Annotated in this window: 10 protein-coding genes; 8 read left to right on the top strand and 2 right to left on the bottom strand. The window is 61.3% G+C overall.

The features are described from left to right. Nucleotides 1-629: 629 nt before the first annotated feature. Nucleotides 630-2,708 carry a prolyl oligopeptidase family serine peptidase gene (locus tag VHX65_19340; GenBank protein ID HEX4000712.1) on the bottom strand — a complete coding sequence of 693 codons (2,079 nt, stop codon included), beginning with the start codon at nucleotides 2,706-2,708 and terminating at the stop codon, nucleotides 630-632. 361 nt (nucleotides 2,709-3,069) lie between these two features. Between VHX65_19340 and hisA the strand changes: the two genes are divergently transcribed. The 8 genes from hisA to VHX65_19300 all read left to right on the top strand — a co-directional run bounded on the left by hisA (nucleotide 3,070) and on the right by VHX65_19300 (nucleotide 10,799). Then, nucleotides 3,070-3,831, top strand: a complete 762-nt coding sequence (gene hisA, locus VHX65_19335) for a 1-(5-phosphoribosyl)-5-[(5-phosphoribosylamino)methylideneamino]imidazole-4-carboxamide isomerase (GenBank protein ID HEX4000711.1) — start codon at nucleotides 3,070-3,072, stop codon at nucleotides 3,829-3,831. 15 nt (nucleotides 3,832-3,846) lie between these two features. Next, on the top strand, nucleotides 3,847-5,946 hold the full coding sequence (locus VHX65_19330) for an elongation factor G (GenBank protein HEX4000710.1): 2,100 nt from the start codon (nucleotides 3,847-3,849) through the stop codon (nucleotides 5,944-5,946). A 164-nt stretch (nucleotides 5,947-6,110) separates the two neighbouring features. Continuing rightward, entirely contained in the window at nucleotides 6,111-6,377 is a 267-nt protein-coding gene (locus VHX65_19325) for a hypothetical protein (GenBank protein HEX4000709.1), read from the top strand. A 108-nt stretch (nucleotides 6,378-6,485) separates the two neighbouring features. Continuing rightward, nucleotides 6,486-7,349: an alpha/beta hydrolase gene (locus VHX65_19320; protein HEX4000708.1), complete on the top strand. Its 864-nt coding sequence runs from the start codon at nucleotides 6,486-6,488 to the stop codon at nucleotides 7,347-7,349. 294 nt (nucleotides 7,350-7,643) lie between these two features. After that, on the top strand, nucleotides 7,644-8,210 hold the full coding sequence (locus VHX65_19315; protein HEX4000707.1) for an RNA polymerase sigma factor: 567 nt from the start codon (nucleotides 7,644-7,646) through the stop codon (nucleotides 8,208-8,210). Continuing rightward, a complete protein-coding gene (locus tag VHX65_19310; GenBank protein ID HEX4000706.1) occupies nucleotides 8,191-8,913 on the top strand; it encodes a zf-HC2 domain-containing protein in 723 nt (240 codons plus the stop codon). The genes VHX65_19315 and VHX65_19310 overlap by 20 nt, the downstream gene beginning before the upstream one ends. Before the next feature lie 339 nt (nucleotides 8,914-9,252). Further along, nucleotides 9,253-9,681, top strand: a complete 429-nt coding sequence (locus VHX65_19305) for a hypothetical protein (protein HEX4000705.1) — start codon at nucleotides 9,253-9,255, stop codon at nucleotides 9,679-9,681. 143 nt (nucleotides 9,682-9,824) lie between these two features. Further along, entirely contained in the window at nucleotides 9,825-10,799 is a 975-nt protein-coding gene (locus VHX65_19300) for a tetratricopeptide repeat protein (GenBank protein HEX4000704.1), read from the top strand. A gap of 601 nt (nucleotides 10,800-11,400) precedes the next feature. Here the strand turns inward: VHX65_19300 and VHX65_19295 are convergent. Continuing rightward, nucleotides 11,401-12,918: a hypothetical protein gene (locus VHX65_19295; protein ID HEX4000703.1), complete on the bottom strand. Its 1,518-nt coding sequence runs from the start codon at nucleotides 12,916-12,918 to the stop codon at nucleotides 11,401-11,403. Between the last annotated feature and the right edge of the window lie 136 nt (nucleotides 12,919-13,054).

Genomic DNA, 13,054 nt, shown 5'->3' with positions numbered 1-13,054 from the left:
GGTCTCGGCAGCGGCGAAAGCGAACAGCATCAGTCCGGCGGCAATCAATTTAGACGGCATGGCGAAAACTCCTGGCGGCGGGTTGGGAGGTGGGATGGCGGGCAGGAAAGTGGACCGGCCGATTATAACACGGGACGAGGGGCGAGGGGCGAGGGGCGAGGGATGGGGGACGAGGGACGAGGGACGAGGGATGAGGGACGAGGGATGAGGGATGGGAATGGGGGACGAGGGCGATGTGGCTATTGGACCCCGGTTACGATGGCCGTGTGCCGTCCGCCGTTACGTAGCAGGCACACTCCGTGTGCCGTCCGCCACGTAAATCGGGCCGCCACGGCCAATCGGCGTGCAAACTCTTTTCGACTTGGATCGCGTCTTGTTGCGCCGACGGCATTCGGAGAATGCCTACTACGTAGCAGGCACACTCCGTGTGCCGTCTGCCACGTAAATCGGGCCGCCACGGCCAATCGGCGTGCAAACTCATTCCGGCATGGATCGCGTCTTGTTCCGCCGACGGCATTCGGAGAATGCCTACTACGTAGCAGGCACACTCCGTGTGCCGTCGGCTATCTTTGCCGGGTAGCATGGCACACGACGGATAGCGCCGCGGAGCCGTTCGGGCGGGCCCGCAATCATTTCTTCAATCGCCAGAATTCGTCGAAGAAATCGGCGGCAACGATCTTGCCCGGCTTTTGCGAATCGGGCGGCGTGTCGAGATCGACGATTGCCCAATCGGGCAGCTTGGGAATCTGCCGGGCGTTGTTCAAATAATCGTATTCGCGATACGTGAATCCGCTGTTGAGCACGACATAACGCTTCGGGTTCAGTGGATTCGGGCAGATCATTATCACGGCGTGATTCTCCGCCGGGAATCGCCGCTCGCCGGCGACGACTTCTTTCTCCGACCAGCCAATCGGCAGTTTGTCGGCAATGCGATGCAACACAGCATTGCTGGTTGGATCGCCCCAAAGCACGAGGTTCGCGCCGGCAATGTCGGCATCGGTGAGTTGTGTGTCGTCGATCACTCGTGCATCGCCGCGGAACTGCCGCCGCCATTCGTGGATCGCGCGACCCATTTCGCTTTTCGCCCAGCTTTCGAATTTCGGATTCGGCGAGTGCCCCGTCGGCCGCACGATGACGAACGCATCCAAAAACGCATCGTCGATCGGGCCTTGCAGATCGTGCCGCTTGGCGACCCGCGTGTCCGAGTCGGGGCCAGTCAGCCATTTGCCGTGGGCGTCGCGATGAAGTTGGCAGGTCCAGAACCAGTCCGGCGCCGCCGAACGGCCAAAGGGAATCTCGTCGCCGTCGATTTTCACCAACCCTGGCTTCGAGATGTCGATCCGCACGGGCGCAACGACCGAGGGGATTCTCAGCGTCAATGCGGCGACGTTCTTAGTGGTAATTTCGATGGTGTTAAGATCGTTGACCGTTGCTCGCACGTCGGCGCGCTGCCAATGTTCGTGGAGCGCATCGATGGTGATCCAATCGCACTGGTTGTACTTCAGCGTGTAGGTCGTGAAATGAATTTCCTTCGGTATTCGATCGCGGCCTTTGGACACGAGATCGGCCATTAGCCGGCTGACGATCTTTGCCGATTCCGGATGGTAGGCATGCTTCGTTTGTGGGCCGATGATGTAGGTCAGCTTCAATCCTTCGCGCTCCATCGCCTGCTGCATGATGTCGGCGGCCTGTTTTTGCGTGTCGATCTCGCCGCTGTAGGCCACCGTGGGGCAGTTGAACAAATTGCCGGCCCAATCCGTGCAATCGTAAAGGTGCAACAGTTTCTTCTCGTAATCGGTCGGCGTGAGGATTTCGTTCTGGAAGATGCGGAGGAACTCGGGCGTTTCGGCGAAGCCGGCGCCGGGATTCGCGGCCGCCCAGTCGCCCGGATAGTGAACGGCGAAATGCCAAGTGGCCGCGCCCCCCATTGAAAACCCGCGCACCGCGATTCGATCCCGGTCGATTGGATAGCGCTCGTCGACTGACTTGAGCGCTTCGAACACGTCGGTCTCGCCGGCGAATTTGAAAGCCGTGCAATACCGACCGTAGGGGTGCAGCACGATCGTGCCGGGCGGCGTGAATTGGCCGCGGGAATGGTTGCGCTCGGCGATGAAGTTCAATTCCGTGAGCGCTTCGTTTCGGCCGTGGAACCAGATATCCAGCGGATGAATGTGCGCGGCCTTCGGGTCGAACGTGTCGGGAACGACCAAGCCATAGGGCTGCACGGAGCCGTCGATCTTGGAAACATAGCCGCGGACGACTAAACCTGTGGCATGATCCCAGGGCGCATTCCCTACCAACAGTTGCTCGGCCCGCTCGCGTCCTTCCTTCAGGGCGGCGTAGGCTTTGGGCACATCCTTGACATCTTGAAATTCGTTGTAGTCAAGCGCCCAGCGAACCGCTTTGGCGAAGATCTGCACATCGGGGAGCAATTTCTTCGTGCGTTCATCGGCTTTTGCCTCCAGCTTCTCGATCAGCCCATCGAGTGCCTTCAATCCGTTGTGCAGTTGTTCCCGATCGGCGGCCGGAATTTTCACGCCGGCTGGCGGAATCGGGCGAACTTTGCCCGGCACGTTGTCGCGAGCCCCGTCGCCGCGAGCGGGTGCTGCGACAATCGCGAAAAACCAAATTCCCGCAACCAAAGCGCACGACAGCTTCTGTCGAATCGATCGGGCCTGGGCAAAACGAGCACGGGCATAGCGTCGCATGAATGCATCTCCTGGGCAGGCGGCGTGGGAAAGGTCGGCGGGAGCTGTGGGGGAAGGTCGGCGGGAGCTGTCGGAAAGGTCGCCGGGATCGCTACGTCGGCCGTGCCCCCTTCTCCCCTCGCCCCTTGTGGGAGAGGGGCCGGGGGGAGGGGTTGTGCGCGTCTTGCGAGCGCGGCGCTCGCTCACCGGCCAGCGTGCATTACTATATCAACAACTGCAACGCGATGCCGCAATCCTCCCCTGCTCGCTGTGCGCAGCCGCCATGTTTTCGGCGCGGTGCTTGAAACTGTCGGGATAGTGTGACATATTCAGTTTTTCACACGCTTCTCATCGTGTCTCGTGCGGGGGAGTCGCGGTTGCCATGCAGATTTGGCCGGCCATCGACCTGCGCGGCGGCAAGTGTGTCCGCCTCGTTCAAGGCGACTATCGCCGCGAATTGGTCTTCGACGACGATCCCGCGGCCGTCGCCCGGCGAATGCTCGAGCAAGGGGCCGAATGCTTGCATCTCGTCGATCTCGACGGCGCCCGCTCCGGCCGGCCGGTGAATCTGGAAAGCATCGCCGCAATTGTCGAGGCCGTTGATATCCCATGCGAATTGGGGGGCGGAATTCGCGAGGAAGCCACGATCGAGCAACTTTTGCAGCTCGGCCTTGCCCGGCTCGTGATCGGCACCCGCGCCCTGCGCGATCCGGATTGGTTGCGAGCATGCGCGGCCCGTTGGCCCGGCCGGCTTGTGCTCGGCATCGATGCCCGCGATGGGCAAGTGGCCACCGACGGTTGGTTGGAAACGAGCAGCGCGGCGGCCGAAGATCTTGCCCGGCAGTTCGACGCTGAACCGCTGGCCGCGATCATCTACACCGACATCGCCACCGACGGCATGCTTGCGGGCCCGAATTTGCCCGCCATGTGCCGCATGCGTGAAGCGATCCGTTTGCCGCTGGTGGCGTCCGGCGGCGTGACGACCGTTGACGACGTCGCCGCCTTGGCAGCGATTCCGGTCGCCGGTTGCATCATCGGTCGAGCGTTGTACGAAAACCGAATTTCGCTCCCTGCCGCGCTCGCAGCCGCATCGGTCGGCAACGCAGCCACTGGCAACGCAGCGCGATCCCGCAGCATCGGTTAGCAAAGGAATCCACCTATGCCCAAGTTCAACGTGGAAAACATCCGCAACATTGCCCTTTGCGGACATGGCGCCGCCGGCAAGACCACTCTGGCCGATACGCTGCTCGCGACCAGCGGAGCGATCCAGCGGCCGGCCAGCGTCGACGACGGCACCAGTGTCTGCGATTTCGACGAAGTGGAAAAAGCCCATAAATACACGATCGAATCCGCGGTGGTGCATTTCGAGCATGCGGGCAAGCGGTTCAATCTGATCGACACTCCCGGCTACCCCGATTTCATCGGCCAGGCGATCGGGGCGTTTCGCGCGGTGGAAACGGCGGCGATCGTCATCAACGCGCATTCCGGAATCGGCGTGAACACGCGGCGCGTATTTCAAGAGGCCGGCAAGGCCGGCTGCGGGCGGATTATTATCGTCGCGCGGATGGATGCCGAGAACGTCGATTTCCCCGCGTTGCTGAAATCGATTCAGTCGATGTTCGGCCATGCGTGCATTCCGCTGAATGTGCCGATCGGCTCGGGGCACGATTTCAAAGGCGTCGCAAGCTCGCTCAAGCTCGGCGGCAACACTGCCGGGGCGGTCATCGATCCGGCCGAGATCAATCAGTCGCTGATCGAGACGATTATCGAAGTCGATGAGGAAGTGACAAGTCGATATTTCGAAGGGGCGTTGCCGACCGACGAAGAAATCGCCCGGCTTACGGTCGAAGCAATCGCGCAGGGTAGTTTGATTCCGATCGTGTGCGTTGCTGCGAAGCCGGGGCTCGGCGTGAAGGAATTGCTCGACGCGCTCGTGCTTTGCTCGTTGCCGCCCGACAAAGTGGTGCGCAAAGCGAAGAACGAGGCGGGCGAAGAAGTGGCGCTCAAGCCCGACCCCGCGGCGCCGATCTGCGCCCAGGTGTTCAAGACACGCATCGATCCATTCGTGCAAAAGGTGAGCTATCTACGCGTCTACAGCGGGACGCTCAAGAAGGACGACGTCGTGCATGCCTCGGGCGCGCGGAAGAACATCAAGATCGGCCCGCTCTTGGAAGCGCAGGGCAGCGAAACGCACGCCATCGACGTGGCGGGGCCGGGCTATATCGTCGCGCTGGCGAAGACCGAAGAATTGCATACCGGCACCACGCTCGGCCCATTCGAAATGTCGCCATTTACGTTTCCCAGACCGATGGTCGGCCTGGCGGCGACGCCCAAAAGCCGCGGCGACGAAGCCAAGCTTTCCGGCGCGCTGCACAAGATCGTCGAAGAAGATCCGACCTTCCACATCGAACGCGATTCGCAAACCAAGGAATTGGTCATGACGGGCATGAGCGAATTGCATCTCATGGTGATCCGCGAACGGCTCAAGCGGCGCGATAAGGTGGAAATCGAAACCAAGGAGCCGAAAATCCCCTATCGCGAAACGATCCAAGCTCCCGCCGAAGGCAGCTATCGCCACAAAAAGCAGACCGGCGGCCGCGGCCAATTCGGCGAAGTGCATATCCGCATGTTCCCCTTCCCGGCCGGAACCAAGCCCGAGGAGTTCGCCACCAAACATCGCTTCCCCTCGATGCGGACCTATCACCACGATCCGAAAAGCAATTTTCTGTGGGTCGATTCGATCGTCGGCGGCACGATTCCGAACAACTTTCTACCGGCAGTGGAAAAAGGCTTCAAGGAACGGATCGAACGCGGCGTGATCGCCGGATACCAGGTGCAGAATGTCGGCGTCGAGGTGCACTTCGGAAAGTATCACGATGTCGATAGCTCCGAAGCGGCATTCAAAACGGCCGGCTCGATGGCATTTCGCAATGTGTTTCAAGAAGCGCGGCCGGGGCTGCTGGAGCCGATCGTAACCCTGCATGTCACCGTGCCAAGCGACAAGCTGGGCGACATCAACGCCGATATGTCGACTCGCCGCGGCCGGGTGCTTGGCTTGGAATCTGCCGGCGGCGACCTGCAGACCGTCAGCGCGCAGGTGCCGCTGGCGGAAGTGACGACCTACGCTCGCAGCCTTTCGAGTCTCACCGGCGGCCTTGGCAGCTTCACGATGGAATTTAGCCACTACGACGTCGTTCCCGGCCACACCGTGAAAGAGATCATGGAGAAGGCCGTCCTGCATCCGGAAGACGAAGAGTGAGTAGGGTGAGGGTGAAGGGATCGGGTTAGGGGAAGAGCGGTTATAATCAATCCAGTGCTAACGCGCGAAACCGCATGCGAACCCCACCACTCCATTTAAGCCCGAACCTCGCTTGCGGTTTCGCGCGTCGCTAACCCCTCACCCTAACCCCTCACCCTAATTCAATGCTTAGCCGCGATTTCTTGTCGATGGTTCGCTGTCCGGAGGATCGATCGGCCCTTACGCTCGCCGATGAGCCGCTCGTGGACGAGATGAATCGGGCGATCGCCGATGGGCGGCTCAAGAATCGCGCCGGGAATACGGTTCGCCGATCGGTCGATGGCGGATTGGTCCGTGAAGATCGCTCGGTTGTTTATCCGATCGTCGATCAGATCCCGATCCTGTTGCTGGACGAGGGGATATTGCTCGATCAACTCGGGAATGCGGAATAACGAAAGCCTGATGGCGACCGGCAACAAATCGGTCGAACGCAGAACGACGATCCGTGCGGCGTGGTGCGGAACGTTTGCCATCGGAGATTCGCGGTTCGATAGTTTGCCATGATGCAAATCAATGCGAAGGCAGCTTCGCCGCTTCCGAGGCAGCGACGCCGGCGGCCGTTTTGGTATCGGCTCATTCGATTGGCGGTCTGCGTTTATCTTGGCGTCGTCGCATTGATGGTATTTTCTGAAAACGCGCTGCTCTTCCATCCGTCGCGGTATCCGAGCGGCAATTGGCGGCCGCAGGGCTTGGCCTTCGAAGACGCTTGGTTCGCTGCCGCCGACGGCACGCGGCTGCACGGATGGTATGTGCCCTGCGATCAACCTCGGGCCGTGATTCTCTTTTCGCACGGTAATGGCGGCAGCATCGCCGACCGGGCCGGCGTGTTTCGGACGCTGCACGACCGGATGCATTCCAGCCTGCTGGCCTACGATTATCGTGGATACGGCCGGAGCGAAGGCGTGCCCACCGAGCAAGGCATCCTGGCCGACGCTCGCGCCGCGCGAAAATGGCTGGCCGAGCGGGCCGGCATCGCGGAAGGGCGGATCGTCATGATGGGCGAATCGTTGGGAGGCGGAGTTGCCGTCGATCTGGCAGCGGCCGATGGTGCCCGCGGGTTGGTTCTGGAAAACACATTCAGCTCGCTGCCGGATGTGGCCGCGGCCCACTTTCCCTGGCTGCCGGTGCGGCTGCTCATGCGGGCCCAGTTGAATTCGGCCGCCAAGATTCCGAACTATCATGGTCCGCTCCTTCAGGTGCACGGCGACCGCGATCAGATTGTGCCCTTCGTGAGCGGCAAGAAGCTATTCGCAGCCGCGAATGAACCGAAGCAGTTTGTGGTCGTTCCCGGCGGCGATCACAACGATCCGCGAATGCCGGCGTTCTTGCAAGCCCTCGACGATTTCCTCGGCCGGCTGCCGTGAATGGGTTCGTCCGCGTCTCTCAAGCCTTCTTGGCGCATGACGCTGGCGGGCGGGGCACTGGCAAGCGCAGTCTGCCAGTGGCGGCGCCACGCGGAAGTTCTGCACTGGCAGACTGCGCTTGCCAGTGGCGCCCAGAATCGGCTTGGAAAGTGGTTGACAAAGGCTGTCGCCCGATTGCCGGCACCGCGCTCGCCGGTCTAGAATTGCCGCTTAAGCGAAAGATCGTGAAACCTGCGGCGAATTAGTGGGGTATTGTCCATTGCCCGGCCGTGCGTTCGACGCGAGGTATTAGCGGTGCAAGACGAATTCTGCGTTTTGGTCGATCGATGCATCGCCGGGGAGCCGGGCGCGATTCTCGAATGGGTCGAGCGCTATCAAGGCCCGGTGTTCGGGCTCTGTCTGAAAATGGTGCGGCATCGGCAGGATGCGGAAGACCTCACGCAAGAATCGCTGATCCGGGCACTGCGGAGCTTGGGGCATTGGGACCGCGCGCGGCCGTTCTTGCCATGGTTGCTCACCATTGCCGGCAACCGTTGCCGAACGCTGTTGGCTCGACGCACTGCCCGGCCGCCGACGACGCCCTTGGTGGACGTCTTGCCGGACACTGCGGGAGACGACGAGCCGGCCCGGCGGCTGGCGGAAGAACTGTTGCTGGCGCTTGAAGACGTGCGAGCCGAATATCGCATGGCGTTCATGCTTTTTCACCAACAGCAAATGAGCTACGCGTCGATTGCGGAGAAATTGGAGCGGCCCTTGGGAACGGTGAAAACATGGGTTCACCGTGCTCGGCGTGAAGTGATTCAGCGATTGTCCCAGCGCGGCGTCTTGGCGGAGGTGCGCGATGAACTGCGATGTGTTTGAACGTCGGCTCGACGAAGTGCTGGACGATCGATTGCCACCCGAAAGCGATGCTGCGCTGATCGCGCACGCAGAGCATTGCCCGTCGTGCGCCCGGTCGTTGGCCGATCATCAGGGTCTTCTGGAGGCGATGCAACTGCTTGCCTGGCCGAGCGAGTGCGAGAAACTCGGCACGCGCGTGCTGGCGGAGGTGGTGAAGGAGCGAGGGAAAGCATGGAGCGATCCGCGGAGTGAGCCACGCGCGAAACCGCAAGCGAACGGCAGCCCTGCGGTTCCGGCTTCCACACCCACCTTGCAGCCGTTTGGAGGGGGATCCGGGCGCCCTGCGCAACGCAGCCTTCTGCACACCGCTACGTGGATTGCCGTGGCGACTGCGGCATCGCTGTTGGTGAGCATTGGCACTGTGCATTGGTCGCGATCGCGGCAAGCGGCAAGGCTCGCCCCGCCGAAGCCGGCCGAGACGAATAGCTCGGCGATCGCCGCCGCGATGCCCGGACCGAAACCGGGAGCCTTGGCAATCCATATGCCTGGCATGCACGCTGCCGCCGCAGACCAATCGTTTGCAGGGCTCATTGGCCCGCAGCAGCGAATTCTGATGGAGCAGATGTCCGACGGTCTGAAACCGGTAACGCGTTCGATGTCGGCCGCGTTGCATGCCTTGCGGCGCACGCTGCCGGGAAGCGAAGCTCCGGCTCGGTCGTCGTAGCGATCTTTCCGCAAGCGCCGTTTATTCCGCCGGGTTCCGCGCGAACCCACCAGGCGAGCCTCCGGGCCGGGCGCGAATTGCAGCTCGCTCGCGGTTTCGCGCGTGGCCTTTCTCACACCGCTCTGGTTGGGAGCCGCCGGAATCGCCGCCGGTCCCGCCGCGCAACCGGAAATATTACCCCATCGCTACTGAGCGTTTAATCCCCCCGTCCCGATAAAATCATCCATTTTACCGAGTGAGTTTATTTTGACACTGGCACTGTCCGATGTTGTTCAAGCACGCAGGAGCGAAAACCAAATACCTGGCGACACAACTCGTACAGACAAAAGGGGTAATGCCGTGGGGAAAGACGCGAAGACGGGAAACAAGGCCATCGCCGATCGCCGTGGTCCAAAATCGAGTGACCGTCGTAGCGACGACCGCCGGCAGAAAAGCGTTCCCGTCCCCGTCGAACGCCGTCAACTCGAGCGACGAACCAAAGTCAGCCGCCGTCGGCAAATCGATCCCACCACCTGCGAACGCGAATACACCGACGACGAACTCCAATTCATGCAAGCTTTGGAAACCTACAAACGCACCAGCGGACGGATGTTTCCGACCTGCAGCGAAGTGCTTGAGGTGTTGCGCGGGCTCGGCTATTCCAAGAACCCGCAACCGGCGCCCAGCGGCGAGCGATCGCCAAACGAGCCGATCGCCGTGGCATTGCCTGCCGGGCAACCGGGCTTTCAAGCGATCCAGCCGCAAGTAACCGACCGCGGCTCGATCTAACGAGAATTGCCATTTATGGGTGGTAAGGGTTGTGCTACGATCCGCCGCCAATTTTGCGCAACCGACGCCGATTGCCACGCCCCGCTTCTGCCAAAATTCTTTGGCACGCTCCGCGAGTTTCCGCGCGCCAGATAGGCCGGTCAATGACGGTCCGCAATTCTTCTCGTCGCGACAAGCATGGCCATTTGGCGGCCAGCGCGATCGGTTGTTGGAGTTGCGTCGTCGTAGCGGCTTGTTGCGGATGCCATTTGTTCGGCAGCCAACCGGCGGTTTCGAAACAGGAGGCCACCAGCCGGCAGCTTTCGCAAAGCGGCATCAGCTTGCTTGAGCAGGGCAATTGGAAGAAAGGAGAGGACGACCTCGCCGCCGCAATTAAAGCTTGCCCGACCGACCCCGAGCCGCATCGGCATTATGCCGAGGCCTTATGGCATCGCGGCGACAAAACCGATGCGCTCACGCAAATGCTGGAAGCAATTCGGCTGAATGGCGACGACCCGCAGCTTTTCGTGCGTGCCGGCGAAATGTCGCTCGAACTGGGCCGCACCGACGACGCCGGAAAGTTTGCCGAGCAAGCGATCGCCGTCAACCCGCGGCTGAGCAATGCCTGGACGCTGCGCGGGCAGGTGGCCCAGATTCAATCGCTCGCGTTTGCCGCGCCCGATCCACGATCCCAGCGATTGATCGAAGAATCGCTCGCCGACCTGAACCGTGCGATGGAATATCAGCACGACGACAAGCGAACGTTGCTCTTACTGGCCGAATTGTATCGCCAACAAGGCCGCGCCGACCGGGCTCTCGGCACATTGGAAACGCTCCGAGATTGCTACACCCCCGGCGAGGAACCGCAGCAGATTCTCGTGTTGGAAGGGCTCGCGTTTGCAGCGCTCCGCCGATTCGACGACGCGGCCGATGTTTATGGCATCGCGCTCAGCCGCGATCCGCAATCGCTCGAGTTGCACGACCGCCTGGCCGAATCGCAGCTTTTGGGCGGCCGCCCACGAGACGCGGCAGCCACGGTTTTCCAGGCCCTTGCGCTCGACCCCAATCACGCGCCCACTCGAGCGATTGCCGAACGGATTGACGTTGCCCTCCGGCCGACGGAAACGCGGCGCGAATAGAATTGCGATCGAACGCGGCCAACGCGATGAGAATCGCGGAGTGCGGCTGGCTGCGCGATAATTCCCGAGCTCCATAGGGTTTACGGCGTCCGGATCGCGGGCCAAATCAGCCGACTCGAAATCTAGCAGGCAAGGGGGCTCGGAGTGCGTCAGTTTGCGGTCTTTACGAAGATTTTTCCCCTTGCCAAGAGTTTGATGCCCTGTAGACTAACCAACCTTGCCCGTGCCTCGGTTGTCGAGGCACGACAATTCCTGCCAATTTTCAGGGAGGTGTTTTGATGAAGAGGATCTTAATCGGCATGTGCGTCTTGGCAATCGTTTCGCTCGGCTTTGTCAGCGAATCGCAGGCCCGACACCACCACCGTCATCATCATCATCACTCGGCCAAGTAGTGACGTAGTTCGTCGCTTGGTAGAGGCATGATTTTGCTAGCTCGGGCATTGGCCTGATCGTGGCGGGAACGACAAGTTCGAGAATTCGATTCGATTTTTTTGAGGGCTGACCTGCCTTGCCGCGGTCAGCTCTCTTTTTTTGGCATCCGTTGCGTTTCTACGGCAATGGTGCCGCTGAGGCAGTGCCTCGCGAGCTTATTTCGTCGAGCTCATTTCGTAGCGGCGTCGTTGCGAATCGCCGGTTTCAAGGTCCAGGCTTCACGGCGGGCAAGCTCCATCAAATGCGGAGCGTGGAAGCCGGGCGGAAAAATTACCCATTTCCACAACCCCGGCTCGTCGGAAGCGACATATTTGGCAGCCGCCAATCGCGCCGGCTTGATTTCGATCGATGCCGGGGCCGACTTTCCATCGGCCATGTCTTTGGCCACAAGCGCCAGCGACCGCAAAAATGCTTCCGGCGGAATGGCTTTGCTCCCCAGCCACACGGCCGGCGGAATCCGCCCGTGCACATGGATCGAATCGGACAGGTCCGCGGTCGTGCGCAAGAATTGGTCGGCGTCGATCGACAGCGGCGCATCGAGCGACACTTCCGCGCTGCTCGGCCCATAAGGACTGCCTGGATACGGGATGGCGTTTTCGGCGTGGCCGGCGGTGCGTTCCGCCACGAAGCGGCTAAGAATCGCCATCACCTCCGCGGCGGATAGCGCATAGCCATCGCGCTGCTGAAAGCCCGGTTCATCGCCGACGGCCTCGGCAATGGTCTTCACCTCGGCTGCGGTCCAGGAACGCTCATTGGCCCGGTCGGCATACAATCGCGCCGCGTCGCTGGCGGTGATGAAGTGCACGTCGTCGAAATGCCGCATGAAGCGGATATAGTTTTCCCACAGATCAAAGGCGACGCGGGTTTCCTCCGGCGTTTTTTGGGGCGGGATTTTCCAATTCGTCCGGGGCGGATTCGCGCCGTTGCGAAAGTTCACCCCGTCCCAAAATTGCTGGTGCATGAATTCGCACGGATGATAGATGATGCTGATGAGGCCGCCCCCTTCGCTTTGCAGCCGCTTCCGCGCGGCGGCGAATTTGCCCTCGGCCTCTGCCAATTCGCCCGGCGCTTTCAGCCCGGTGCGCGGCATGTCGGTGATTTGATAGATATTCAGCAGCCCGCAATAGTAGAACGGCTTGCCGTCGAGTCCGACGTGCCGGCCGGCGTCGAGGTAAACCTTCATGCCCCATTGCTTCATCGCGCCGAGCGTTTGCGGCGCCCAGGAACTGCCAGGTTGGCCGTAGCACGTGGGGGCCATGCCGAAGATTCGCCGCACATCGTCGAAGCCGGGCCGTTCGCGACGGTCGAACTCGGCGACGCCGTCGTCCCAACCGAGCACGTCGAGATAGAGGGCCGGCGTCGGTTCGACGCTATGGAAATTCGAGTGGTAGCCGATCTCGTGCTTTTTGAGTGCTTCGATCACGTCGGTCCGCCCGCGGCGCTCGAGCGTTCGAGCCTTTTCGCCGACGACTTTGAACGTGCCGCGAATGTGTTCGTGCGTCAGAAACGTGGCGATGTGCAGCGCGGAATCGTCCGAAGCCGGCAACAAATAATCTTCCGTGTCGAACCACAGAACGACATAAACCGGCGCCGCCGCGGCCCGCACCGCCTGCGGCAAAAGCCAGGCGAAAAGCAGCGCGACGAACCAGAATCGGCGATACGGGCGAATATCACGGCAACAAGCCATCGTGGCCTCGACAGGATATGGCGGGAGGATTGATCGACTCGATTAGACCATTCGATTATAACGCAATGTGCGACGCCGGAGAGAGCCGCACGTCGCCTGGATGACGGGCGACTTGGCAACGCTGCGGCAAATGTGC

It is taken from the genome of Pirellulales bacterium (genome assembly GCA_036267355.1).
Classification (GTDB): Bacteria; Planctomycetota; Planctomycetia; order Pirellulales; family DATAWG01; genus DATAWG01.
Note: the sequence above shows the minus strand (reverse complement) of the source record. Positions and strands in the feature narration are given on the sequence as shown.

Bases quoted from the DNA above. Each gene is read 5' to 3' on its own strand.
- VHX65_19340 (HEX4000712.1), bottom strand. From the start codon at position 2,708: ATGCGACGCTATGCCCGTGCTCGTTTTGCCCAGGCCCGATCGATTCGA.
- hisA (HEX4000711.1), top strand. From the start codon at position 3,070: ATGCAGATTTGGCCGGCCATCGACCTGCGCGGCGGCAAGTGTGTCCGC.
- VHX65_19330 (HEX4000710.1), top strand. From the start codon at position 3,847: ATGCCCAAGTTCAACGTGGAAAACATCCGCAACATTGCCCTTTGCGGA.
- VHX65_19325 (HEX4000709.1), top strand. From the start codon at position 6,111: ATGCTTAGCCGCGATTTCTTGTCGATGGTTCGCTGTCCGGAGGATCGA.
- VHX65_19320 (HEX4000708.1), top strand. From the start codon at position 6,486: ATGATGCAAATCAATGCGAAGGCAGCTTCGCCGCTTCCGAGGCAGCGA.
- VHX65_19310 (HEX4000706.1), top strand. From the start codon at position 8,191: ATGAACTGCGATGTGTTTGAACGTCGGCTCGACGAAGTGCTGGACGAT.
- VHX65_19300 (HEX4000704.1), top strand. From the start codon at position 9,825: ATGACGGTCCGCAATTCTTCTCGTCGCGACAAGCATGGCCATTTGGCG.
- VHX65_19295 (HEX4000703.1), bottom strand. From the start codon at position 12,918: ATGGCTTGTTGCCGTGATATTCGCCCGTATCGCCGATTCTGGTTCGTC.